The organism is Mucilaginibacter celer (assembly GCF_003576455.2).
GTDB classification, from domain to species: domain Bacteria; phylum Bacteroidota; class Bacteroidia; order Sphingobacteriales; family Sphingobacteriaceae; genus Mucilaginibacter; species Mucilaginibacter celer.
The window spans coordinates 4798395-4825236 of record NZ_CP032869.1; the positions used below are offsets into that span (position 1 = coordinate 4798395).

At 44.1% G+C, this 26842-nt stretch carries 21 protein-coding genes; 10 read left to right on the plus strand and 11 right to left on the minus strand.

The window, feature by feature from the left end:
• Window positions 1-167: 167 nt before the first annotated feature.
• From HYN43_RS19650 to HYN43_RS19670, 5 genes are all read right to left on the minus strand, one after another.
• Entirely contained in the window at window positions 168-716 is a 549-nt protein-coding gene (locus HYN43_RS19650) for an REP-associated tyrosine transposase (RefSeq protein ID WP_119410954.1), read from the minus strand.
• A 263-nt stretch (window positions 717-979) separates the two neighbouring features.
• Window positions 980-2005 carry a recombinase RecA gene (recA, locus tag HYN43_RS19655; RefSeq protein ID WP_119410955.1) on the minus strand — a complete coding sequence of 342 codons (1026 nt, stop codon included), beginning with the start codon at window positions 2003-2005 and terminating at the stop codon, window positions 980-982.
• Between the two features lie 164 nt (window positions 2006-2169).
• A complete protein-coding gene (gene nth / locus HYN43_RS19660; protein WP_119410956.1) occupies window positions 2170-2925 on the minus strand; it encodes an endonuclease III in 756 nt (251 codons plus the stop codon).
• A gap of 340 nt (window positions 2926-3265) precedes the next feature.
• A complete protein-coding gene (locus HYN43_RS19665) occupies window positions 3266-3460 on the minus strand; it encodes a hypothetical protein (protein WP_119410957.1) in 195 nt (64 codons plus the stop codon).
• Between the two features lie 304 nt (window positions 3461-3764).
• Complete coding sequence (locus tag HYN43_RS19670) at window positions 3765-4349, minus strand: RNA polymerase sigma factor (RefSeq protein ID WP_022829898.1); 585 nt, start codon at window positions 4347-4349, stop codon at window positions 3765-3767.
• Between the two features lie 494 nt (window positions 4350-4843).
• On the opposite strand from HYN43_RS19670, the gene uvrA reads away from it, so the two are divergent.
• From uvrA to HYN43_RS19685, 3 genes are all read left to right on the plus strand, one after another.
• Window positions 4844-7732 (plus strand): excinuclease ABC subunit UvrA, encoded by a 2889-nt coding sequence (gene uvrA, locus HYN43_RS19675; protein WP_119410958.1) that lies wholly within the window; start codon window positions 4844-4846, stop codon window positions 7730-7732.
• Window positions 7733-7969: 237 nt separating this feature from the next.
• Window positions 7970-8767 (plus strand): Fic family protein, encoded by a 798-nt coding sequence (locus HYN43_RS19680; protein WP_119410959.1) that lies wholly within the window; start codon window positions 7970-7972, stop codon window positions 8765-8767.
• Between the two features lie 75 nt (window positions 8768-8842).
• Window positions 8843-10480 carry an ABC transporter substrate-binding protein gene (locus HYN43_RS19685; protein WP_119410960.1) on the plus strand — a complete coding sequence of 546 codons (1638 nt, stop codon included), beginning with the start codon at window positions 8843-8845 and terminating at the stop codon, window positions 10478-10480.
• A gap of 143 nt (window positions 10481-10623) precedes the next feature.
• Here the strand turns inward: HYN43_RS19685 and purD are convergent, their stop codons facing one another.
• The gene (gene purD, locus HYN43_RS19690; protein WP_119410961.1) at window positions 10624-11898 is read right to left on the minus strand and encodes a phosphoribosylamine--glycine ligase; all 1275 of its coding nucleotides are present in this window, start codon (window positions 11896-11898) and stop codon (window positions 10624-10626) included.
• A 78-nt stretch (window positions 11899-11976) separates the two neighbouring features.
• On the opposite strand from purD, the gene HYN43_RS19695 reads away from it, so the two are divergent.
• From HYN43_RS19695 to HYN43_RS19725, 7 genes are all read left to right on the plus strand, one after another.
• Window positions 11977-12543 (plus strand): hypothetical protein, encoded by a 567-nt coding sequence (locus HYN43_RS19695; protein ID WP_119410962.1) that lies wholly within the window; start codon window positions 11977-11979, stop codon window positions 12541-12543.
• Between the two features lie 265 nt (window positions 12544-12808).
• Window positions 12809-16120, plus strand: coding sequence for a preprotein translocase subunit SecA (secA, locus tag HYN43_RS19700; protein WP_119410963.1), 3312 nt, complete (start codon window positions 12809-12811; stop codon window positions 16118-16120).
• A 150-nt stretch (window positions 16121-16270) separates the two neighbouring features.
• Entirely contained in the window at window positions 16271-16732 is a 462-nt protein-coding gene (locus HYN43_RS19705) for an SPOR domain-containing protein (protein ID WP_119410964.1), read from the plus strand.
• The gene (locus HYN43_RS19710; RefSeq protein ID WP_119410965.1) at window positions 16725-17915 is read left to right on the plus strand and encodes a M20 metallopeptidase family protein; all 1191 of its coding nucleotides are present in this window, start codon (window positions 16725-16727) and stop codon (window positions 17913-17915) included. Before HYN43_RS19705 ends, HYN43_RS19710 begins: the two co-directional genes overlap by 8 nt.
• 125 nt (window positions 17916-18040) lie before the next feature.
• A complete protein-coding gene (locus HYN43_RS19715; protein ID WP_119410966.1) occupies window positions 18041-18967 on the plus strand; it encodes a hypothetical protein in 927 nt (308 codons plus the stop codon).
• A 200-nt stretch (window positions 18968-19167) separates the two neighbouring features.
• Window positions 19168-19461 carry a type II toxin-antitoxin system HigB family toxin gene (locus HYN43_RS19720; protein WP_119410967.1) on the plus strand — a complete coding sequence of 98 codons (294 nt, stop codon included), beginning with the start codon at window positions 19168-19170 and terminating at the stop codon, window positions 19459-19461.
• Window positions 19462-19497: 36 nt separating this feature from the next.
• Entirely contained in the window at window positions 19498-19875 is a 378-nt protein-coding gene (locus tag HYN43_RS19725; RefSeq protein WP_119410968.1) for a helix-turn-helix domain-containing protein, read from the plus strand.
• A 41-nt stretch (window positions 19876-19916) separates the two neighbouring features.
• On the opposite strand, the gene ftcD is transcribed toward HYN43_RS19725, so the two are convergent.
• From ftcD to HYN43_RS19750, 5 genes are all read right to left on the minus strand, one after another.
• Window positions 19917-21605 carry a glutamate formimidoyltransferase gene (ftcD, locus tag HYN43_RS19730; protein WP_119410969.1) on the minus strand — a complete coding sequence of 563 codons (1689 nt, stop codon included), beginning with the start codon at window positions 21603-21605 and terminating at the stop codon, window positions 19917-19919.
• Window positions 21606-21683: 78 nt separating this feature from the next.
• Window positions 21684-22904, minus strand: a complete 1221-nt coding sequence (gene hutI, locus HYN43_RS19735; RefSeq protein WP_119410970.1) for an imidazolonepropionase — start codon at window positions 22902-22904, stop codon at window positions 21684-21686.
• Between the two features lie 140 nt (window positions 22905-23044).
• Window positions 23045-24718: a urocanate hydratase gene (gene hutU / locus HYN43_RS19740; protein WP_119410971.1), complete on the minus strand. Its 1674-nt coding sequence runs from the start codon at window positions 24716-24718 to the stop codon at window positions 23045-23047.
• Window positions 24696-26255 (minus strand): histidine ammonia-lyase, encoded by a 1560-nt coding sequence (gene hutH / locus HYN43_RS19745; RefSeq protein ID WP_119410972.1) that lies wholly within the window; start codon window positions 26253-26255, stop codon window positions 24696-24698. Before hutH ends, hutU begins: the two co-directional genes overlap by 23 nt.
• Window positions 26252-26758 (minus strand): MarR family winged helix-turn-helix transcriptional regulator, encoded by a 507-nt coding sequence (locus HYN43_RS19750; protein WP_119410973.1) that lies wholly within the window; start codon window positions 26756-26758, stop codon window positions 26252-26254. The genes hutH and HYN43_RS19750 overlap by 4 nt, the downstream gene beginning before the upstream one ends.
• Window positions 26759-26842: the final 84 nt, after the last annotated feature.

A 26842-nucleotide genomic window follows, 5' to 3' on the forward strand; every position in this document is an offset into this window, starting at 1 on the left:
ACACGAGCTTAAATGTAGCATAACCTATGGCTGATAGTGGGGCAATCAAACTTAGCGTTGCTTTGTGACTTAAGTCAGAGACTTAAGTGATTTGATACCACGGGTTACGCTATCGCTAAACCCGCGGCAGATTGTCGTATAAATTCATTTAGTTTATAAAAAAATCACTAACACATCAACTCTACATCAATCAACCCTTTATCCCCGGCATAATCCCTCGCACTACTGTAAAGAAAATCTTCCGGCCTATCCACCCAGCCAGCAACCACGGGATTATTATGCAAATAATCCAACTTTTGATCAATCATTTTATCACCAAACAATTCGATAGGGTGACTACCAACCTGCCAAAACTGGTAATTTTCATTAGCGGGATTCTTTGCGCCAGCTCGTTCAAAATGCCAAAGCATCCATGCCGCCCTGCTTTCCCGCACATTGTCCGCTATAGCTTGCAATATTGTTCGTGCCGTGTACTTTTTGATATCCCTTAAAATATCCTGCATGGGTTTATCTGTTGTGCCGATAATTAAATGAACGTGGTTGCTCATAATTACCCAGGCATATAGTTTTAGTCCTTTGTTTTTGATGCAGTACTTCAGGCTATCTACGATAATGTCTTTGTATTCTCTTCTGGTAAAAACATCTATCCAGTTTACAATAGTGAAGGTTACAAAGTAGGGAAACTCCTGGTTATGAAATTTGTAGTTGCGGCTCATCGGGTTTAGGTTTATTGGGGATTTAAGTCTGAGACTTAAATTGTTTTATACCACGGGCTACGCTGCGCTAACCCCACGGCAGATTGCTTTTATGATTTCGGTTTACCGGTTTAGTTTTGGGGGTTAAGTCAGAGACTTAACCTGTTTTATACCACGGGTTACGCTGCGCTAAACCCGCGGCAGATTGTTTTATAAAAAAAGCTTTCCTTGCGGAAAGCTTTTTTGTACTTATTTAAATCACTTTAGAATTGGTTCATTACTTACTACACCTCTTCCATGCTCTCACCGGTTACAGTCTCGCGGATCCTGTTTTCCAGTTCCTCCTGTAATTCCGGGTTATCAAGAATCAGTTGTTTAACCGCGTCACGGCCCTGGCCTAAGCGGGTTTCGCCGTAGCTAAACCATGAGCCTGCTTTTTTAATGATGTTGTATTCAACACCCAGATCGATGATTTCGCCGGCTTTTGAAATACCTTCGCCAAACATGATATCAAATTCGGCTACGCGGAATGGCGGAGCTACTTTGTTTTTAACTATTTTAACTTTAACACGGTTACCAGAAACCTCGTCGGTATCTTTAATTTGAGAGATGCGGCGTACATCCAAACGTACCGAAGCGTAGAATTTCAAGGCGTTACCACCGGTAGTAGTTTCGGGGTTACCGAACATCACACCAATTTTATCACGCAACTGGTTGATGAAAATACAGCAGCATCCGGTTTTGCTAATAGTACCGGTTAGCTTACGCAAGGCCTGCGACATTAAACGGGCATGCAAACCCATTTTCGAATCGCCCATTTCACCTTCAATCTCGGCTTTAGGAACCAAGGCAGCAACCGAGTCGATAACCAGGATATCGATAGCGCCCGAACGGATCAGGTTGTCGGCAATTTCCAAAGCCTGTTCACCGTTATCCGGCTGAGAGATCAACAGGTTCTCAACATCTACACCTAATTTCTTGGCATAAAAACGATCAAAAGCATGTTCCGCGTCAATAAAAGCGGCAATACCACCTTTTTTCTGCGATTCGGCAATAGCATGGATAGCCAGGGTTGTTTTACCAGATGATTCCGGGCCATAGATCTCAATGATCCTTCCTTTAGGCAAACCATTAACGCCCAAAGCTATATCCAAACCTAATGAACCGGTCGAGATCACCTCAGTTTGCTCAACTACAGATTCGCCCAGCTTCATGATGGTGCCTTTTCCGTATGATTTTTCCAGCTTATCCAGTGTAAGCTGTAATGCTTTTAATTTATCCGAGTTATTTTTATTATCTGTAGTAGCCATCGTTATACTTTGTTCAACAAATATAAATACATTTTTTATAAATACTAATTTTTTTAGTAATTTATTTTAGGGTGAGTGGAGAGTAGTTGATTGGGTGAATGGTTGATTAGGTTGCACAAGTAAATATAATAACAGCTCATCTAATCAACCATTTACTTGATCAACTAATTATCCACACTTCTCTTCTTCAATTCTTTACTAATAGTGTTAAGCTGTTTTTTCTTTTTAGCTTCTTTTACCTTTTTCTCTTTCGCGGCTTCCGCTCTCTTTAAAGCGGCTTCGATATTATTGCGCTCATAATATCGGCAAAACCAGGTAAGCGGACACACATCACACTTCGGACTTCTGGCCAGGCAAATGTACCGGCCATGCAAAATCAACCAATGGTGTGCAACGGCTATATGTTCTTTTGGGATATTTTGCACCAGTTGTTTTTCAACAGCCAGTGGTGTACGGGCATTATTGGTTAAGCCAATCCTGTTAGCCACCCTGAAAACGTGGGTATCAACCGCCATAGCCGGCTCTTCAAATATTACAGATGCTATTACGTTAGCTGTTTTACGCCCTACGCCCGGCAACTTTTGCAGGTTTTCAATGCCCGAAGGTACTTCGCCATTAAAAACCTCCATCAGCATTTTACCCATGCCCACCAAATGCTTGGCTTTATTATTAGGATAACTTACCGAGCGGATATAACTAAAAACTTCATCAGACGTGGAATCGGCCAAATCCTGGGCCGTAGGAAAACGCTCAAACAGTGCCGGCGTAACCTGGTTAATGCGCTTATCGGTACACTGCGCCGAAAGGATCACGGCCACCAACAACTGAAACGGATTGTTATAATGCAGTTCGGTAACAGGATTAGGCTGGTTTTGCGAAAAGTATTCAACAAAATGGCGGTAGCGTTCGGCTTTAAGCATCTTTAGTTCAGTGGTTCATTTGTTCATGGATCATGGCTAAGCACATTACTTAGTCCAATCATGATCCGGGCTCAAAAGTATGGAATTTAGTTCGTGTTTTTTTTAGTTCATAGTTGATAGTTCATGGATTATAGTAGCATCAGCTCCGTTCAAACCCTTAACTATTCCACTCAAATAAAAAAACATAAACTATGAATCATCCACCATAAACCAACATAAAACCATGAACTATGATCCATGAACTATGAACCACATAGAAATAGAAAGGTTCATAAATCAATATCGTTAACCGGGGTTAACCATGATGATCTATGAACCAGTGGGGGATCCGCATTAAATACTAACGGAGGCTTTTTGAATAGTCAAGTATCTGGTGGATGGTCTGGAGTTTTGGTTTTTTAACCAGCAGATCCAAATCGGCACGGATGGAATTGTAAAAAATCACATCGTCGGCTTCCAGATTTTCTTGTGCGCTATTGTTCATCTCGCCTTGGTTAGCTAATGCATTTAACGTTTTTGTAAAGGTTTCATCCATAAGCTTATTTTACTATAAATTTTATACGATTTATAACGGTGGCTTAAAGATAATATTTTGTTAAATGAAAATTAAATGAAATTTTTTTATTCAGAGATTAGTGGTTGGAGGTTAGAGATTAGTTTGCATAGGTTGATAACCTATTTAATACCAACAGATAGCTTACAGAATAACCTAAATAAAAAAGTTAGGATCTTCATGTTTAATTTAACCTAAACAAGAAATCCTACCCTATATTTTCGGGGTTTAAAAATCATTCGATTTAACTAACCTCTGATCTCTAACCTCTAATCACTCTAAAGAATCAATTCTTCAAACTAAGCTCCTTGCTCTGCATCATTTTGCGGAGGTTATTCAAGGCGTAACGCATACGGCCCAGGGCTGTATTGATGCTCACATCTGTAATATCGGCAATCTCTTTAAAGCTCATATCGCCAAAGTGGCGCATAATAAGCACCTCTTTTTGCTCGGATGGCAATAGCTGGATCAGGGCTTTCAAATCTTTATGGGTTTGTTCCCTAACCATTTTATCTTCAGTGCTTTCATCGTAATTTCCAAGCACTTCAAAAATATCGAAATCATCGCCATTGCTTATCATCGGCGCACGTTTTTCGCGGCGGAAATGATCTATCACCAGGTTGTGAGCAATGCGGGTTACCCATGGTAAAAATTTACCTTCTTCGTTGTACTTTCCGGCTTTAAGGGTGTTGATCACTTTTATAAAAGCATCCTGAAAAATATCTTCGGCAAGGTATTCGTCTTTTACCAGGAGGTAAATGGAAGTATATATTTTTGATTGGTAACGTCTTATCAGTTCTACAAGGCCCGCTTCATCGCCGGCAACATATAGATGGATTAGATCCTGATCACTTTTCAATTGAAAATCCATAGAAAGTACTACTTAAACTTAATTCTTAGTTAAAACCTTTTAAAGTAAAGTATATTCTATAGCGTGCTCCTTAGGGGTTACAGATTTGTTTCTTCAAATAAAATAAATAATTGAATAAAAAACAAATAAAATTTTTTTTTTAGAGTTATAGATTACTATTAATCGGTTTAATTGAACGCAAAACCAACAATAATTTTGCAAGCCTACATTAGACTGACTTTTAATACCGAAGGTTTAATCATTAACCAAAATAAATTTTTCAAAAATTAGTTGTTAAAAAAGTATTAAGCGCCCAAAAGTCAACAAACTGTAAACACATGAAAATGACCTGTTAAATTGGTATAAACAATTAAAACCGATTTGGATACTGCTAAATTTTTTAGGATTTTTGCATTCCGAAAAGTTCATGGTTCATGGTGGATGGTTCATGGTAAAATATTTGCTGTGAGGCCGTACAAAGCAGGCTATGATCTATGAACTATCAACCATGAACAATGAGTAAAGAAGCAGAAAAAGATCCGCAAAAACATATAATTATAAAAGGTGCGAGGGTGCATAACCTTAAAAACCTTGATGTGGCCATCCCTAAAAATAAACTGGTGGTGGTTACAGGCATGTCGGGTTCAGGCAAATCGTCGCTCGCGTTCGATACGCTTTATGCCGAGGGGCAGCGCCGTTATGTGGAAAGTTTGTCGTCATATGCCCGCCAGTTTTTGGGTCGGATGAATAAACCCGATGTGGATTATATTAAAGGCATTGCTCCGGCTATCGCCATTGAGCAAAAGGTGATCACTTCTAACCCGCGTTCAACAGTGGGTACTTCTACCGAGATTTACGATTACCTGAAGCTGCTTTTTTCCCGCATCGGCAAAACCATTTCGCCCATATCTGGCAATGTGGTTAAAAAAGATTCGGTAACCGATGTGGTGAACTTTGTACTTTCCTTACCTGATGAAACCCAGGTAACCATACTGGCCCCGCTGCACCCGCATAACAACCGCAGCCTTAAAGAAGAACTGGCGGTATTGATGCAAAAAGGTTTTGTAAGGGTTGAGTACAATGGTAAGCTTTCGCGCATTGAAGCCTTACTGGAAGATGAAACCGTTGAAAACGTGCCGATGATCGCAGCCGAACCGGTAGTTGAACTTAAAAAGCCGAAATCAAAAAAAGCTGCCGCCGAAGCCTCAGAAACTACCCAACCGGTTACCGTGCGCATTGTGGTTGACCGTGTTAATAAAAACAACGAGGATGAAACTATAAGCCGCTTAGGCGACTCGGTCCAGACCGCGTTTTTTGAAGGAAAAGGCGATTGTTTCGTCCGTTTCCAGGAACCGGATGACGAAACCGAGCACGAGCGCTTTTTTTGCGACCGCTTTGAGCTTGACGGGCTAAAATTTGAAGAACCTACGCCAAACTTTTTCAGCTTTAACAACCCTTATGGTGCCTGCAAAAAATGCGAAGGCTATGGTAAGGTGATCGGTATTGATGAAGACCTGGTGATTCCAGATAAAAGCAAATCTGTTTACGAGGGCGCCATCGCTCCGTGGCGCGGCGAAAAAATGCGCGAATGGAATGATGCACTGGTACGCCACGCATTGAAGTTTGATTTCCCGATACACCGCCAGTACAACCAGCTTACCGAAAAGGAACAGCGCCTGTTGTGGACCGGCAATAAGTTTTTCCGCGGCCTTGATGAGTTTTTTAAGGAAATGGAAGAGCAAACCTATAAAATTCAGTACCGTGTTTTGCTGTCGCGGTACAGGGGCAAAACTACCTGCCCGGAATGTAAGGGCAGCCGCCTGCGGATGGATGCCTCGTATGTAAAGATCAATGCCAAATCCATTACCGATGTAGTGTTGATGCCGCTTGACAAAGCTTATGAGTTTTTCAGTACGCTTGAGCTGAGCGAGAACGATGCAAAAATCGGCAAGCGTTTGTTAATGGAAATCACCAACCGTTTAGGTTTTTTAAATGATGTTGGCTTAAGTTATTTAACGCTTAACCGTTTATCAAACACACTATCGGGCGGTGAATCGCAGCGTATTAACCTGGCTACTTCATTAGGCAGCAGTTTGGTTGGTTCGGTTTATGTGTTGGATGAGCCGAGCATCGGCCTGCATCCCCGCGATACCGAGCGTTTGGTAAGCGTTTTAAAATCTCTTCGTGATGTTGGCAATACCGTTTTGGTGGTTGAACATGAAGAAGAGATCATGAAAGCCGCAGATCACATCATTGATATCGGGCCCGAAGCCGGTACCCATGGTGGTGAGCTAATTTTCACCGGCACTTATGACGAAATTATAAAGGACGAAAAAAGCCTTACCGGCAAATACCTGAGCGGCAGGGAAGAGATAGCCATCCCAAAAAGCCGCCGCAAATGGCATGATTTCATCGAGATTAAAGGCGCGCGCGAAAACAACCTGAAACATGTAGATACTAAATTCCCGTTAGGTGTGCTTTCGGTTGTTACCGGTGTATCAGGATCGGGTAAAACCAGTTTGGTGAAACGCATCCTGGCCCCTGCCGTGCAAAAAGCATTGGGTAATTATTCGGGCGAACAAACAGGTTTGTATGATGCTATTGATGGCGATTTTGGCAAGATAGAGCAGGTTGAACTGGTTGATCAAAACCCAATCGGCCGTTCGTCGCGCTCAAACCCGGTTACTTATGTTAAGGCCTGGGACGAGATCCGTAACCTGTACGCTTCACAACCCGCGGCAAAAGCTGCCGGACTAAAGCCATCGGCTTTTTCATTTAACGTAGAGGGCGGCCGTTGCGATGTTTGCCAGGGGGAAGGTGAAGTGAAGATAGAGATGCAGTTTATGGCCGATATTTTCCTGACCTGCGAAACCTGCGGCGGTCACCGTTTTAAACAACACGTGCTCGATATTCAATACAAAGAGAAAAACGTATCAGATATCCTGAACATGACCATCGACGAAGGCGTTGAGTTTTTTGCCAAAGAGCCAAAGATCATCGCCAAAATAAAACCATTGGTTGATGTTGGTTTGGGTTATGTGCAGTTAGGGCAATCATCAAACACCCTATCGGGCGGTGAGGCGCAGCGTATCAAGCTGGCATCGTTCCTGGTTAAGGGCAATAACACTAACAAAACGCTTTTCATTTTTGATGAACCTACTACAGGTTTGCATTTTGCCGATATTAAAAAACTGCTCAAATCATTCGACGCCTTGATTGATCATGGCAACACTATCATCGTTATTGAACACAACATGGACGTAATTAAATGCGCCGACTGGATCATCGATATCGGACCCGAAGGCGGCGACCGTGGTGGCAAAGTTGTTTTTGAAGGTGTGCCGGAAGATTTGATCAAGCAAAAAGGCAGTTATACCGGCAAGTTTTTGAAAGATCGGTTTTAGTTTTCGGGTATTTAGAGTTCAAAACTTGCGCTCATTTGTAACGAGCGCTTAACATGGATTTGCGTTTGCAACGCAATTAATCCGTAAAGCTACCCCTAATTCATTACGGTTTGCGTTTTAAACGCAAACCCATGTTAAGCACTAATCACAGATGAGCGCAAGGATAGGGATTAACAGGGATTGATTCCTGAAGTTAAGCATATAAAAACTTATAGCTATTTTCGTGGTACTTAAATAATGGAAATAGTTGATCTGATAAAAAAATACAATGATCTCGGCATCGCCGATGTGATCGATCATGAAAAATTCAACCTGATCTCTATCGACCATCATACAACCCGGATTGAGGGCTCAACCCTAACCGAAGTGGAGGCTCAGGTGTTAATAACGGAGGGCCGCACTCCTAACGGAAAACCCTTAACCGAAAGCCTGATGGTTACCGACCATCACGCGGCATTGCTGTTTACTATCGAAAGCGCGAGGGCCAAAGCCACTTTATCTGCAAACCTTTTACAGCAGATCAACGCGTTGGTTATGCAAAATACAGGCAAGGTATATAACACCATACTTGGCACCATTGATTCGCGAACCGGCGCTTTCAGGAAAGGAAATGTTACAGCCGGAATATCCTATTTTCCTAATTTTGATAAGGTTGAGCGGTTAACAACAGAATTAATAAAAAAGCTTGGAGACACGATAAAGTCGCCTTTATCTGTGCCCGAGCAATTAAACCTGTCGTTTGATGCGCATTTTAATTTGGTAAGTATACATCCATATTACGATGGCAACGGTCGCACTTCCCGTCTGTTGATGAATTTTATACAGGCCTGGTATAACCTGCCTTTGGCAATAGTCCGCAGTGAAAATAAAGCCACCTACATTCAGGCATTGATAGATACACGCGAACAGGAAAATATCGAAATATTCCGTGAGTTTATGCGTAGTGAATACCACAATCTGCTTCAAAAAGAAATTGAAAAATTTGAAGAAATGAAAAAACCTTCAAAAGGCGGCGGGTTTACTTTTCTGTTTTAAAAAACTCCATCATCCCTACGCAATAATCAGCTTATTCTCCTCTCCGCTAAACCGATATTTAATATATTAGCCTGAATGAATAAGCTGATCACTTACTGTATACTATTACTTTCAATTCAGCTTTGCGCCTGCCATTCCGATATCTCCAATCAGCATAAAACCGTTTTCAACATCAACCTCGAAGAAGGCCTTACCTCGCTTGATCCGGCCTTTTGCCGTAACCATTATACCATCTGGATGGATAACCAGCTATACAATGGTTTGGTACAGATAAACGATAGCCTTAAAACCATCCCCTGCATAGCCAAAAGCTGGGAAACATCTGCCGATGGTTTGCTTTACACTTTTCACCTGCGTAACGATGTTTATTTTCATGATGATCCGCATTTTACCGGTGGTCATGGTCGATTGGTGGTCGCATCAGATTTTGCTTATAGCTTTAGCCGGTTGATCGATCCTAAAGTAGCCTCATCAGGTTCATGGATCTTTAGCGATAAGGTAAAAGATAAAAGCGCTTTTATAGCAGTTAACGATAGTACCTTTCAAATTAAACTTAAGCAGCCGTTTGCGCCTTTTTTAAGTTTGCTTACCGCCCAATATTGTTCGGTGGTACCTAAAGAAGTTGTTGAATTTTACGGCAAAGATTTCAGAAGTCACCCGGTTGGTACCGGCCCATTCAGGTTTAAATACTGGAAAGAGGGCGAGGTACTGGTATTTTTAAAGAATGAACGTTATTGGGAAAAGGACGCCAAAGGCAACCGTCTCCCCTATTTGGATGCTATCCACTCAACCTTTATTGCCGATAAGCAAACCTCGTTTTTAGAGTTTGTAAAAAAGAACATCGATTTTTTAAATGATATTGATGGCAGCTACCGCGATGATATCCTCACCAAATCGGGCCGGATCACTCAGAAATACAAGGGCAAGTTTATCCTCAATACCGCGCCTTATTTAAACACCATTTATATAGGTATGCTGGTTGATACCACTTTGCCTATCGTTAAAAAATCGCCGTTAAAAATTCTGAAGATAAGGCAGGCTATCAACTACGCTATTGATAGGGAAAAGATGATCAAATACCTGCGCAACAGCATGGGAACACCGGGCTACGGAGGCTTTGTGCCACCGGGTATGCCGGGCTTTAAAAGCAACGAAGTACACGGCTATAATTACGACCCGGAAAAAGCCCGTTGCCTGCTTCGCGATGCTGGTTTCCCTAATGGCAAAAACATGCCTGAGATTACTTTGGCTACTACAATTGGTTACCGTAGTTTAATTGAATATGTACAGGGGCAGTTAGAACGCGTGGGTATAAAGACTAATGTGGAGATTACACAAGGAGCCAGTTTGCGGGAACTGATCTCAAAAAATGGTATCAACTTTTTCTATGGTTCGTGGATAGCCGATTATCCGGATGCCGAAAATTACCTATCTGTATTCTACTCTAAAAACAAGATCCCTTTCGGGCCCAACTATACCGGCTTTAATAATAAAAAGTTTGACGAGCTTTTTGAGCAAACTTACCAGGTAAAGGACGACGAAAAACGTTTTGCCATTTATCACCAAATGGATAACCTGATGATGCAGCAATCGCCGGTAGTGGTTTTATATTATGATAAAATCGTGAACCTATATCAGAATAATATCAGCGGTTATAGCTTGAACGGGCAGAATTTGTTGGTGTTGAAGAGGGTGGTAAAAGGGAGAGATTAGGTGAAGGGGAGAGATTAGAGGTTAGAGATCAGAGGTTAGTTGTTCCCTCGACACCTCCCCTAACGCCGCCGCCCGGCTCCCAGCCGAGCGGCGGCAATATCCTTCAAGCAAATGACTCAATGACCTAATGACTCAATGACTAACTAAAGTAAGTCAAACCCAATATCTTTCCTAAAATACATTCCATCATAATATATCCTGCTGGCATCGGCAGTAGCCTGCTGCAACGCGTTGAACATATTATCCTGCACAGTAGTAATAGCCAAAACACGCCCCCCGGTAGTAATCACATCTTCACCATCCATAGCCGTACCGGCGTGGAACACGATAGAATCGCGCACATTTTCGGTACCGGTAATTACTTTATTTTTAAGGTATTCGCCCGGATAACCACCTGCTACCATCACTACGGTGGCCGCGGTTTTAGGGCTGATGATAATTTCTTTTTCGTTCAGGTTTCCTTCAGCAACGCCCAAAAGCAAATCAACAAAATCAGAATCGATGCGGCGCATTACGCTTTCGGTTTCCGGATCGCCCATGCGGCAGTTGTATTCAATTACCCATGGTTCGCCGTTGCTGTTCATCAGGCCGATAAAGATGAAACCTTTATAAGGGATGCCGTCTTTTTTCAAACCTTCAACTGTAGGGATGATCACCCGCTCTTCTACCTTTTTCATATAGGCGGCATCAGCAAATGGCACCGGCGAGATCGAACCCATACCACCGGTATTCAGTCCGGTATCGCCTTCGCCTATGCGTTTATAATCTTTGGCTTCGGGCAATATTTTGTAGCTGTTACCATCAGTCATCACAAATACCGATAGCTCGATACCTGTTAAAAACTGCTCAACAACCACTCGCGAACTTGCTTCGCCAAATTTGGCATCGGCCAGCATTGCTTTTAGTTCGGTTTGGGCTTCCTCTAAAGTAAGGCAGATCAATACACCTTTACCGGCTGCTAATCCATCAGCTTTTAAAACTACCGGTAACCCGGCAGTGGCTAAATAGTTGAGGCCATCTTCCAGGGTATCTTTGGTAAAAGTTTTATAAGCAGAAGTAGGGATGTTGTGTTTCTCCATAAACTGCTTCGAAAAATCCTTACTGCCTTCCAGTTGGGCACCTTCCTGCTGCGGACCAACAACCGGGATGTTTTTCAACTGCTCATCAGCCAGGAAAAAATCGTGAACACCTTTTACCAGCGGTTCTTCGGGACCAACAAGCACCAGGCTGATGTTTTCTTTAAGCACAAGCGCTTTGATGCCTTCAAAGTCGGTAACCTTGATATTTACATTTGTACCGTACTGCGTGGTGCCGGCATTACCGGGCGCAATAAAAAGTTTCTCGCATTTGGGGCTCTGGGCTACTTTCCAGGCGAAGGCGCTTTCCCTTCCGCCCGAACCAAGGATCAGGATATTCATGCGGCAAAGATAGTTTTTTTAACAAGCCTTTAATACTATATATAAGGCTACTTGTGTTATAAGTAGTAAATTTACCACATGGCCCGTAGACTTGAAAAGTTTGAAAAGCTCCCGGTATATCAAAAAGCGCAGGAATTATTTGACCTTGCCGATGTTATTGCCGAAGCTTTAAAGGAGGACAGCATGAAAGAACACCTGGCAGTACAAATGTGCAGCAACGCCGCCCTCATCCAGGCAAAAATTGCCGGTGCCGAAGGCGGAAGCCTTTACTCGCTACGGATGCAGAACGCCGTATTGATTAAGCTGGCAGTACAGGATATGTTTAACGCCGTATCCTTCGCCTCGATGGTAAAAATAAACGAAGAGGACTACGTGCAGCTGATGCGCGAAAAGATAGAGGAGTTTAGGCTGGTATTTGTTGATTGGATCCGCGGGTTTGATAAAACCTACGATATTCCCGATAACTGGGCCATCCGCTTCGATACCAGCACGCCCGAACAGGAAAAGCTGGAGGAGCTGATGTTTGATGAAGACCGCTTTTTCGGCGAATTTAATGAAGATGACCTGAACGATTTTGAAAGCGATGATTTGGAAGATTTGGATGACGATGAAAAGGAAGACGACGACAAAAACAATGATCAATAATTTTTCTGAACCGTGATTTGGGTGGATTTTTAAGATTAATAGGATTTTTTAAATCAATCAAATCCTGTCCATCCCATAAATCTCCCCAAATCACGGTTCAGACAACCTTTAACCAACACCTCAATGTCAATCTTTCATCCCTAACAGCGCTTTACGCCTTAAACCTTTCGGCTTTCGGCGCAAAATCTTACATTTGCCTGTCAATTTGGCTCTAATGGCCGCTATGGCGCAATTGTTGAACCGGGTTGAATCATAATAAAATAATATGTTAAATTTTATCAGTAAGCTTTTCGGAAGCAAATCAGAACGGGATGTAAAAAGTATACAGCCTATAGTTGAGAAAATTAAGGCTGAATATGCCAAGCTTGGCTCCCTGAGTAATGATGAGCTTAGGGCTAAGACCATATATTTTAAAGATACTATAGCTCAGGGCCTTTCGGGCATCGACAGCGAGATCCAGGCTATTAAAGATCGTACAGAAAACGAGCTTGACATGGACGTGGCTGAAAAAGTTGAGTTATACACTCAGCTTGATAAGCTTGAAAAAGACCGCAACAAAGAGCTTGAAGATATATTGATGAACATACTGCCGGAAGCTTTCGGCGTTGTTAAAGAAACTGCGAGCCGCCTTGCTGCCAATGCTTCATTAGAAGTTACCGCTACCGATTTTGATCGCCAGTTAGCGGCCCGCAAACCAAACGTTACCATCAAAGGCGATAAAGCCATCCACAGCAGCACCTGGATAGCTGCTGGTAATGAGGTTACCTGGAACATGGTTCATTACGATGTACAGCTGATTGGCGGTACCGTATTGCATCAAGGTAAAATTGCGGAGATGGCTACAGGTGAAGGTAAAACGCTGGTAGCCACCCTGCCTGCATACCTTAACGCATTGGCCGGACAAGGCGTACACATTGTAACCGTGAATGATTACCTGGCCCGACGCGATAGCGAGTGGATGGGCCCGCTGTATGAGTTCCACGGCCTTTCGGTTGATTGTATTGATAAGCATGAGCCTAACTCTGAGGCGCGTCGTGCGGCTTATATGGCCGATATAACTTTTGGTACCAATAACGAGTTTGGCTTCGATTACCTGCGTGACAATATGACACGCAGCCCTGAAGAATTGGTACAACGCAAACTGCACTATGCGATGGTGGATGAGGTTGACTCGGTTTTGGTTGACGATGCCCGTACACCTTTAATTATATCAGGCCCTATCCCACGTGGCGACGAGCATGAGTTTTATGAGTTGAAACCACGCATCGAGCGTTTGGTTAACGCGCAGAAAAACTACATCAACGGCGTATTGAATGAAGCCAAAAAAGCGATTAACAATGGCGATACCGATGCCGAAGGTGGTGGTTTAGCCCTGTTACGTGCTTACCGCGGTTTACCAAAAAACAAGGCCCTGATCAAATTTTTGAGCGAAGGCGGTAACCGTACCATCCTTCAAAAAGTAGAAAACCACTACATGCAGGATCAAAGCAAAGAAATGCCGAAGGTAGATTCTGAGCTTTTCTTCGTTATCGACGAGAAAAATAACTCGGTTGAGCTTTCTGAAAAAGGTATCGAGCTGATCACAGCTTCGGGCGAGGATCCTCACTTCTTTGTGATGCCTGACGTGGGTACCGAAGTGGCCGAAATTGAAAAATCAAACCTGAGTGCCGAAGAGAAAATTGCCCGTAAAGATGAGTTGATGCGCGATTTCTCGATCAAATCTGAGCGGATCCACTCGGTTAACCAGTTATTAAAAGCTTATACCCTGTTTGAAAAAGATACCGAATACATTCTGGACGAAGGCAAGGTTAAGATAGTTGACGAGCAAACCGGCCGTGTATTGGATGGCCGCCGTTACTCGGATGGTTTGCACCAGGCTATTGAGGCTAAAGAAAACGTAAAAGTTGAGGATGCAACCCAAACTTTTGCAACCATCACCCTGCAAAATTACTTCAGGATGTACCACAAGCTTTGCGGTATGACCGGTACAGCCGTTACTGAAGCAGGCGAGCTTTGGGAAATATACAAACTGGATGTGGTTGAAATCCCAACCAACTCGAGTATTGTACGTGACGACCGCCAGGATCTGGTTTACCGCACCGTGCGTGAAAAATACAACGCCGTTGCCGAAGAGATTGTTAAGTTAACACAGGCCGGTCGCCCGGTATTGGTGGGTACAACATCTGTAGAGATTTCTGAATTATTGAGCCGCATGCTTAAGCTGCGCGGTATTAAACATAACGTACTGAATGCTAAAATGCACCAGAAAGAGGCCGATATTGTGGCTGAGGCTGGTAAAGCAGGCACGGTGACCATTGCTACCAACATGGCTGGTCGTGGTACGGATATTAAATTAGGCCCGGGCGTTAAAGAAGCCGGAGGTTTAGCTATTGTTGGTACCGAGCGCCATGAGTCTCGTCGTGTTGACAGGCAGTTGCGCGGTCGTTCTGGTCGCCAGGGTGACCCGGGTTCTTCACAGTTCTTTGTATCGTTAGAGGATAACCTGATGCGTTTATTCGGATCGGAGCGTATTTCGAGCCTGATGGTACGTATGGGTATTGAAGAGGGCGAAGTGATCCAGCACTCAATGATCTCTAAATCAATTGAGCGTGCGCAGAAAAAAGTAGAAGAAAACAACTTTGGTATCCGTAAGCGTTTGTTGGAGTACGACGACGTGATGAACTCACAGCGTACTGTGATCTATACCAAACGTAAAAACGCTTTGTTTGGCGAACGCTTAGATGTTGATTTGAGCAATACAATTTTTGATGTTGTTGAAGATATTGTAACCGAATATAAAGAGAGCAACAACTTTGATGGTTTCCAGCTGGAAATTATCCGCCTGTTCTCGGTAGATGTTGATTTTGGCGCGGATGTATTCGCTTCAAAATCGGCCGCGGTTTTAACAGACGAGGTTTTCCATGGCGTGATGGATTTTTACAAACGTAAACAGGAAGCTATTGCACAACAGGCTTACCCGGTTATAAAAGATGTTTACGACACCCGCGGCGAGTACATTGAAAACATTGTGGTTCCGTTTAGCGATGGCATCCATGGTATACAGGTAGCTGTACCGTTGAAAAAAGCGGTCGAAAACCACGGTCACGAGGTATTTAAATCGTTCGAGAAAAACGTTACCCTGTACCTGATCGATGATGCATGGAAAGAGCACCTGCGCGAAATGGACGAGTTAAAACAATCGGTACAGAATGCCGTTTATGAGCAAAAGGACCCGTTGTTGGTTTACAAATTTGAAGCTTTTGAATTGTTCCGCGGCATGTTGGCTAACGTGAACAAAGAGATTGTAAGCTTCCTGTTCCGCGGTGGTATTGCGGTTCAACAGCAGCCCGAAGAGGTAAGGGAAGCACAGCCTGAACCCAAAATGGACCTGCGCAAAATGAAAACCACCAAAGCTGAGGTAGTAACCGAAAGCAATGGAGTGCCGTTGGACGAGTATCCGCAGGAGCAACAAAAAATCACCCCGGTAAGGGTTGAAAATAAAATTGGCAGAAACGATCCCTGCCCATGCGGAAGCGGCAAAAAGTTTAAAAACTGCCACGGCGTAGGGCAGGTTTAATATAACATAGCCTGCGAAAGCGGGCTACTATAACCACGTCATTGCGAGGTACGAAGCAATCCCAAACTGTACAGGGCAAACTTTTATAGCGGCTCTGCTAATCGGGGATTGCTTCGTACCTCGCAATGACGTTAAGAGAAAATTCACCAAATGAAAAAAGCAGTATTTGATCAATCAATTCAACAAACAATAATCAAATACTGCTTTTTCGTTTTATTGCTATTGGCTTCAACCCAAACATTTGCCCAAACCCGCGGCAAAGTTGAAGTGGTAAAAGATCCACTGGTTGATACCCTGATAGCCAGGCGTTTTTCATTGAACGGCCAAACGGGTATTGATGAAGCACGATCGGCCTACGGGTACCGGGTGCAGTTTTTTAGCGGGTCGAACCGCAAGGATGCCTATAAGGCCCAGGCTAAACTACAAACTGAATACCCCGAGCTACGTACGTACATCAGCTATCGCGAACCAAATTTTAAAGTAAAGGCCGGCGATTTCCGTACCCGTATTGAAGCCGAAAAACTGGTGCAGGAAATACGGCCGTATTTTTCAAGCATATTTATCCTTCCCGAAAAAATTAATCTTCCTAAAGCGGATACCAATAATGATTAAAGAGCAAATACAGGAGCTATCAGCAAAAATATTTGATGATGTAGTGGCCACCCGTCGCCACCTGCATGCCAATCCAGAATTATCTTTTCATGAGATCCAGACCTCGGCCTACGTTGCCCGTAAGCTGGAAGAGTTGGGTTTAGAATACCATAAAATGGCCGATACCGGTTTAGTAGCACTGATACAGGGTGAAAAGCCATCTGATGCATCAAACGTTGTTGCTTTACGTGCCGATATGGACGCTCTGCCGATATTGGAAGCCAACGAAGTATCTTACAAATCACAAAACCCGGGTGTAATGCACGCCTGTGGTCATGATGCACACACCTCGTCATTATTGGGTACAGCAAGGATTTTAACCGAATTGAAAAGCCAGTTTGCAGGTACCGTGAAACTGATTTTTCAGCCTGCCGAAGAAAAACTGCCGGGCGGTGCAAGCCTGATGATTAAAGAAGGCGTTTTGGAGAATCCGAAACCGGCCGCAGTATTAGGCCAACATGTGATGCCTTTGATAGATGCAGGTAAGGTAGGCTTCCGTGCAGGAAAATACATGGCATCTACGGATGAACTTTACGTTACCGTTAAAGGCAAAGGCGGCCACGGCGCGCAGCCCCAACAAAATATCGACCCGGTAATTATTACCGCTCATATATTAACCGCCCTGCAACAGGTGGTTAGCCGCTTTGCCGATCCTAAAAGCCCTTCGGTGCTTTCATTTGGAAAAGTGATTGCCAATGGCGCTACCAACGTAATTCCTAATGAGGTTTACCTGGAAGGCACCTTCCGTACCATGGACGAAAAATGGCGCGAAGAAGCCCACAAACGCATGAAAAAAATGGCCGAAGGCATTGCCGAAAGCATGGGCGGAAGCTGTGATTTCAATATTATGCGCGGTTACCCATTCCTCATCAACGAAGAAAAATTGACCAACGCCACCCGCACCCACGCCGAAGATTACCTGGGCAAAGAGAACGTACTCGACCTGGATATCTGGATGGCTGCCGAAGATTTTGCCTATTACTCACAAGCGGCAGATAGCTGTTTTTACCGTTTGGGAACACGTAATGAAGCACGTGGTATTACGTCGTCAGTTCACACGCCTACTTTTGATGTGGAAGAAGATGCGTTTAAAGTGAGTACGGGCTTGATGGCGTATTTGGCTGTGAAGCAGTTAGGTAATTAATAATTACAACACCACGTGTCATGCCGAACTTGTTTCGGCACCCCACAGTACAGGTAGCCCGCATGATGGAGACTTGTCCAGTGGGATCCTGAAACAAGTTCAGGATGACACATTCTCTTATCTCCATGAAAAAATTCCTCCTGCTCCTTATCATCATAACTGCCGGTTTTACCACCAAAGCCCAACAGATCAACCGCTTTAACCCGGATACTATCCGCACCATCGTGATTGATTCATTGGTTGACATTCGCTCCCACAAACTCAACGCGCAGGATTTTATCGATGCTGTTTTAGCCGATACCGGTTTTTACAAAGCTTTCCAAAACATGAAAAAGTTTGGCTTTACTGCCGAGAACCGGATTTTTACTTATGATAAAAAGAATAAGGTAGATGGCCGCATTTACCGCAAAATAGAACATAGCAACGCCGCCGGTAAGCACAAAATTGAGTACATAGCTAAAAAGGATAGCGGCGATGTGTACAAAAAGAATGGCAAGTATCAGTTGTACACGGTAGAGATGTTCGATTTTATTTTCATGAATGCCTATAATTCTGATTTTACCAAAGGCGACGCCTTGCCGGGTTCGGGAGGCAAAAATGAATCGTATAAAAGTAAACTGAAAGCGCTCATCTTTACTTCGGGGCGTAAAATAAGCGGCATCCCTTTCATCAGCAGCAAAACTGAATTATTTGGCAGCGATATGCGCCAGTATTACTATTACGAGTTTGCCCGCGGTAAATACCTTGATACTATCCCCGTTTATCGCTTTAAGGTGAGATGCAAACCCAGCACATCAGACAGCGATACCATGATCAAAGAGATGACCACCATTTTTGATGAACGTACATTTCAGATTTTAGGCCGTTATATTGATATGAAGTTCAGCAATATGTTTTTTGATTTTAATGTGCAGATGAACATCGAACTGAACAATTTTGATGGAGAGCCTTTACCTACCAAAATTACTTACCAGGGTAATTGGAATATTCCTTTTCATAAAGAGGAACGGGCGAGCTTTTTGATTGTGCATAAGGATTATAAGAGGGAGTAGATATTATTCATTTCGGACCTCTGTTACACCAAATGTTTTTTTAAATATACAAAAGTTGGCAAAAAACCAACTTTTGTATATCTTTGTGTTATAAAGGGTCATCAAGGCTATGACTGTTTATGGAGAATATAATTATTTTTTTACTTCAAAAGATTTGTATATGGAAAGTATTTTAAAAACAACTGTAGAAATTTCAACAGATGAAAATTATTTATCTTATCAAACTCGATCAGTTTGCAAAAAAGCATAGTGATTCGGCGAAAAGTTTAAAAGTATGGAAAACGATAGTATTGGACACTAAATGGAAGAAGAGTCTTGATGTCCTAAACGATTTTCCAACAGCCAAAATTATAAAAGGAGATAGAGCCAGATTTAAAATAGTTGGAAATAAGTATCGCCTAATTGTAGAGGTGGATTATGAAGACGAAATCGTAGAAATCAGATTTATTGGAACTCACTCTGAATATGACGAAATTAATGCTGAAACTATCTGATTAAATTGAATTCATCAAATTTTTAGTCAAACTAATATGATAAAGCCACAATGGTTTTTACTGGAAACGGAGCAAGAGTACCATAATGCTCTTGCCCGTTACGAGCAAGTTAAACGTGCTGCTAAAAATTCAAAAGATCATAAGGAAAAATTGCTACTTGTACACCTTATTTCGGAATATGAAAATGCCAACAGCACTTTACCTGATGTTGACCCGATAGAGTTAATCAAAATCAGGATGGAAGATTTCGGTTATAAATCTGCCGATTTAGCCAAACAATACGGTGATAAGGGTACTGTAAGCAAAGTTTTAAATTACAAACAGGCTCTTTCACTTACTATGATCCGGAAGTTTAGCGAATTACTCCGCATTCCGGCGTCCGCGTTAATCAAGGAATATCAATTAGCAGAGTAAGATTTACGAAGTTTTTAAAACTTCGTAAATCTTGTCATACATTACTGTAGCCCTATCTTCTCATTCACCAACTCAATAATTTCCACCTCCAACGCAATCGCCTTCCGCTCAATCTCATTCCCGCGGTACATCACATCCACCACATAATCCTTATCCTTATACCCCGAAGCATTGATCTTCACATTCATAAACGCACCCAGCACAGCAGTACGGGCGCAAAGTGCCGCCACACCGGCATCGGTTACTGAATTTGGATTACCTGTCTGCACCATCGCTTTGATCACCTCCATACTGTTCAACGCGGTTTCCATCATTTTAAAAGGAACTTCGATAGCAAAACGAGTGGCATCCTGTATCGCTTTATCGCGTGCAGCTTTTTCCTCATCATTTGATTTTGACAGGCTAAACGCCTGCATAATGCGGTTAAAGGCAATGGTATCCTGATCAACCAGCATCAGCAGATCATTTTTAAACTGCTGTCCTTTTTGCGCCCAATCACTAAATTCCTGCCAGCGGCTATCCCAACCTTTTTTATGCGAACTCAGGTTAGCCACCATAGTAGCCAGCGAGGCACCCAAAGCACCCACAGCCGCAGAGATAGAACCGCCGCCCGGCGCAGGGCTTTCGCTCGCGGTTTCATCAGCCAGATCGGTAAGGCTCATGTTGATAAGCTTGCTGTCGGCCTTATCTTTTAATAAATATTCAATAATGCGCTCTTCAGGTTTAAATGGTGAAAGTTCATCCAGGCCCATCGATTTAATGGCGATTTTGATCAACTCTTTTTCGCTTACCCCTACCGAGCGTTGTTGTTTTTCAAGAAAATATCTACCGGAATCAAGCATGGCTTTAAGCGGGATCAATCCCACCAGTTCGCTACCGGTTACCCGGATGCCGCGCGCGGCGGCTTTATCGCAAACTTCATCAAAAGCTTTATGAACCGGGGTAACGTTAATATCGGTGAGGTTCATCGAGATCTGCGCAACGCCATACTCTTCAATATACCAGCCAATAGCTTTAACCGATTTTAACGAACCGGGAACAGTTTTGGCCTTACCATTTTCGTCATAAACTATTTTACCGTTTATCGGATCACCCTCACGCAGGGTGCGACCAGCCTCCCTTACATCAAAAGCGATAGAATTTGCCCTGCGCACAGAAGTTGTGTTCAGGTTAACATTATAAGCCACCAAAAAATCCCTCGCACCAATTACCGTAGCCCCGCGTTTAACATCGTTCTCTGCCGGGCCAAAATCCGGTGCCCATTCCGGTTGTTTTATCTTTTTGAAGAAGCCTTCATATTCGCCTGCACGGATTATAGATAGATTGCTACGGCTTTTGTTAGGCTGTGCCGCCTCATACAAATAAACCGGGATCTGTAGCTCTTCCCCTACCCGCTTAGCCAGTTTCACGGCATATTCGGCAGTTTCCTTCATGGTGATATTGCTAATCGGTATCAGCGGACAAACATCTGTAGCGCCCATTCGCGGGTGCTCACCTTTTTGCTTACTCATATCAATCAACTCACCTGCTTTTTTTATGGCGAGGAACGCCGCTTCGATAACATTTTCGGGTTCGCCCACAAAGGTTACTACGGTACGGTTGGTGGCTTTGCCGGGATCGACATTCAGTAGCCTTACACCTTCAACAGATTCAACCGCATCGGTTATTTCTTTGATGATATCAAGGTTTACACCTTCACTAAAATTGGGTACGCATTCTATTAGTTTCATTGGAGAGATTGGAGGTTAGAGATCAGAGGTTAGTTTTTTATTAAATAATCAGCGAAATCATAAAAATCATTCCGTGTATCAACGGTTGCCCGTGTATACTTTGTTGGGTTTTAGTTTTCCCTGGTGATATAGTATTTCGCGGTAATCCTTGCATGGGTAGGCCTGCATATCGGCAAGCTTGCCTTTGGTTAATGTACCACGGTCGTTTAGTTTTAGTGCCTGCGCCGCACGGTAGGTTAAGCCGGCAAAAACTTCGGCGGTGCTTAGCTTTTCGGCGGCGGCCATTACCGAGGACTGCATCAACAAATCGCCCATTGGAGCCGAGCCAGGATTCCAATCGCTGGCTATGGCGAGGCAAGCACCGGCGTTAAGCAGTTTGCGGGCCGGGGCATAATCCATTCCTAAACCTAACGAAGCACCAGGCAAAGTTACAGCAACGGTATCTGAATTGGCTAATAATTTTATTTCATAATCACCGCTTGCTTCGAGGTGATCGGCCGAGGTAGCCCTTGCTTTAACGGCTACTTCACTGCCACCGGTGGTGAACTGATCGGCATGTACGGTTACTTCAAAGCCCATTTGTTTAGCCCGACTTAAGTAAAATAAAGCGTCGCTGGTATTGAACGCGCTTTGTTCAATGAAAATATCAACCCTGGCGGCAAGGTCTTGCTGTTTTATTTTTGGCAGCAGATCAGTTAATAAATGTTTCAGGTATTCACTTTCGTTTCCGTCAAAATCTTTGGGTTTGATATGGGCTGCAAGGCAAGTGGGTATAATGTGTGCGTGGGTTTTATTTGCTGCCTGGTTGATGGCTTTTAACTGTTTCAACTCTTCATTCACAGATAAACCATAACCGCTTTTTACTTCGATGGTGGTTACGCCTTCTGTCAAATGGCGATTGATCCGTTGAAGTAACAATGAGCTTAGTTCGGCTTCGGTAGCCGCACGGGTTTGTGTTACCGAATCCCAGATGCCGCCTCCCGATGCCGCGATCTCCAGATAGCTTTTACCGGCGTTACGCATGGCATAATCTTTAGCCCGGCTACCCGCAAAGCAGATGTGCGTATGGCAATCTACAAAGCCGGGCAGCAGTACGTGGTCACCGGTAATTTCTTCAATTTGTGCCGATGGGTAGTTTTTGCGGAGTTTTTCGAAATCGTCGACGGCGAGGATAATGCCGTCTTCGGTCAAGATTCCACCGTTCTGGATGATTTGCAATTGCTCATCTTTTATCGCGCCTTTAAGCGGCAAGCCGGTTAAGGGTAATATTTGTGCAAATGGGCCGATTAGTTTTTTCATGACTTATTCCCTACCCGTCATCGCGAGGTACAAAGCAATCCCAAACTATACAGGGCGGACTTTTATGGCCGCTCTACTTATCGGGGATTGCTTCGTACCTCGCAATGACGTGTTGTTATGTATTTCGTTTTAGTTTTGCTTTACCAAACCTTCAATCCAAACTTATCCGCCCATTCAGCTGCTTTGTCATACCCCGCATCGGTATGCCTGAAAATGCCCATCGCGGGGTCGTTATGCAATACACGCTTCAAGCAAGTTGCCGCCCGCTCGGTACCATCTGCCAGTACAACCATACCAGCGTGCTGCGAGTAGCCCATGCCTACCCCACCGCCATGATGGAATGAGATCCAGGTTGCGCCGCCCGATGCATTAGCCATCAGGTTAAGCAAAGGCCAATCTGATACAGCGTCCGATCCATCCAGCATAGCCTCTGTTTCACGGTTAGGTGAAGCTACCGAGCCGCAATCCAAATGATCGCGACCAATCACTATCGGGCCTTTTACTTTGCCGGTGCGTACCAGTTCGTTAAATATCAATCCGGCTTTTTCACGCTCGCCCATGCCCAGCCAGCAAATGCGGGCGGGCAGGCCTTGGAAGGCTATTTTTTCACGGGCTTTTTTAAGCCAGGTTATTAAAGGTTTGTTTTCCGGGAAGGCATCGATCAGCGCCTGGTCGGTTACATAAATATCTTCCGGATCGCCGGATAGTGCTACCCATCTAAATGGCCCTTTCCCCTCGCAAAACAACGGACGAATGTAGGCCGGTGTAAAGCCTGGGAAATTAAAAGCTTCCGCCTCGCCGCCCTGGCGGGCAAACTCGCGCAGGTTGTTGCCGTAATCAAACGTAACAGCGCCTTTATTTTGCAATTCCAGCATCAGTCCCACGTGCCTTGCCATGCTTTTCAACGACAGTCGTTTGTATTCTATGGGATCGGCTTTTCTTAAAATAGCCGCCTCACTTAACGATAAGCCATTAGGAATATAGCCATTCAATGGGTCGTGCGCCGAAGTTTGATCGGTAAGCATATCGGGGATGATATTATCCTTCAACAGCTTATCAAGCAAATCGCCGGCATCGCTCACCAAACCTACTGAAAGCGTTTCTTTTTTGGCGATGGCTTCTTTTACCCATGCGATGGCTTCATCGTACGAATCCGTCATCCGGTCGATGTACCTGGTATCAACCCGTTTTTGAATGCGCGATGCGTCTACATCGGCGCCTAAAAACACGCCGCCCGCCATGGTGGCTGCCAATGGTTGAGCGCCCCCCATACCGCCTAAACCTGCGCTTACAATCAGTTTACCGGTCAAATCGCCATTAAAATGCTGGTTACCGCATTCCACAAACGTTTCGTAGGTGCCTTGTAAAATGCCTTGCGTACCTATATAGATCCAGCTTCCGGCTGTCATTTGGCCGTACATCATCAGGCCTTTTTCGCGCAGCTCATTAAAATGTTCCCAGTTGGCCCATGCGGGTACCAGGTTGCTGTTGGCTATTAAAACCCGCGGTGCTTCGGGGTGACTGCGGATAATGCCCACCGGCTTGCCCGATTGGATCAGGAGCGAATGATGCTCATCCAGCTTTAACAATAACTCAATTATTTTACGCAGTGATTCCGGGTTACGCGCTGCCTGGCCTATGCCACCGTAAACCACCAATTCATCGGGGTTTTCGGCAACCTGACCATCGAGGTTATTGAGCAGCATCCGGAGCGGGGCTTCGGTTTGCCAGCTTTTGGCGTGTAGCTGCATACCACGCGGCGCTTTGTACACCGGGTGGCTGGCGTAAGTTTTAATAAATTCCGAACTCGTCATGACTTAGATCTATTTGGTGAGCAATAGCGGCTTCGTTGGCTGTTTTAAGCAGCGAGCCGTCGGTAATTAGTTTATATAAGTTATTGATATCATCGGCAAAAACCCTATCATCCTGTATAAAATCAACATGTCGTCTTACCAGTTGATGACAGGCTTCGATAACTGGTGTTGATCTTAACGGACGGCGGAAATCCATGGCCTGGGCGGCGTAAAGCAGCTCGATAGCCTGGATATGTTCGATATTATCAATAACCTGGTGCAGTTTACGCCCGCTGATAGAACCCATAGATACATGGTCTTCCTGCCCCAGCGATGTCGGTACACTATCGGCACTGGCGGGGAAGCACAGGGTTTTATTTTCGGTAACGAGGGCGGCCGTGGTGTACTGCGGGATCATCAAGCCCGAATTAAGCCCGGCATCATGCGTAAGTAATTTAGGCAAACCGTAGCGGCCTTCGCTCATGAGGTAGCAGCGCCTGTCGGCAATATTGCCGATTTCGGCAGCGGCGGTTGTGGCATAATCAAGCGGTAAGGCCAATGGTTGCCCGTGGAAGTTTCCGCCGCTGATGGTATCATCGGCATTAAAAATAACCGGGTTATCGGTTACCGAATTAAGTTCGATCTCGGTGAGTTCTTTCAAATGCAGCCAGGCATTACGCGATGCACCGTGTACCTGCGGCATACAACGTAAGGAATATGGATCCTGCACCCTATCGCAACTAATATGCGATGAGTTGATCTCCGAACCATCCAACAATGTAAATAAACGACGAGCCACCATGCGGGTACCTTTAAAGGGGCGGATATTATGCAGGCGTTCATCAAAGGGACGGATAGAACCCATCAAGCCTTCTAATGACATAGCACCGATCAGATCGGCACGATTCAGCGCAGCATCAAATCGTTGCACTGCTTTTATGGCGAATGAGAGAATAAACTGAGTACCATTTATCAATGCAAGGCCCTCTTTAGGGCCAAGTGATAAGGGTTTTAAACCATGCTTATTCAACACCTGTCCGGCTGGTAATCTTTCGCCTTTCTCAAATACCTCTCCCAAACTTATCAAAGGCAAAAACAAATGCGATAAAGGTGCCAAATCGCCGGATGCCCCTACTGAACCTTTTTCCGGCACAACCGGGATAATATCATTATCGATATGCCAGATGATCCTTTCGAGCGTACTTAACGCGATACCGGAATAACCCTGTGCCAAAGCATGCACCTTGGTAATCATCATCAACTTGGCAATTTCCTGCGGGATGGGTTTCCCCACACCCACGCTATGGCTTTTCAGGATATTGCTTTGCAGCAGGCTGGTATCCTCTTCCGAAATGCGCGTATCACACAGCGGACCAAAGCCCGTATTGATACCGTAAACCGGGTGATGATCATGCACTATTTTTTTCACCGCTCCCCATGAAGCTTTAATCATTTCGGTAGCTTCACTATTGATGATGCCTTTGGTTTTGCCAGCGGCTATATCCAGGCAAATGCCGACAGTAAGATGGTCGGTGCCGTAATTAAATGTACTTTTCATTGTCCGGCTGGTTTTAAATTGGTATTCAATTTTTGAACGATATTATCGGCCAGTTTAGTTTGGCGGAACGCGTTTTCGAGCGCGCTTATGGCCGGGAGTAATTGTTTAATAGTTTCGTCGGTTTCCACCAGTTCGGCCATTGATTGGCTGATAGCTTCCCAAACCGGCATGATCTGTTTGAGCAAATCGCGCCCCTTTTCTGTAAGTGTAACCAGTTGACGGCGGCCGTCATCACTACAGGTATCGGTACCTACCAACCCTTTTTTCTTCAAGTTGGTGATCAATTGGCTGGCCGCCGGGTGCGACACCTCTATCTGCTCGCTTAATTCTTTAATGGATAAGGCGTCGTTTTTAGATAACAAATAAAAAACAGGAAACCAACTGGCATCAAAATCAATCCCCGCCGTTTGATAAGCTTTATTAATCTCAGACAAAAAAGCTTCGCTCAACCGCCTTAAACGGCTGCCCAAAACCAAGTGCCCTAAGCTTTGATATAAATTCATGATGCAATTTATATAAGTACTTATATAATTACAAATTTTATTTTATTCATTGATAAGGCTACCTATCGTTATTGATATATTTAG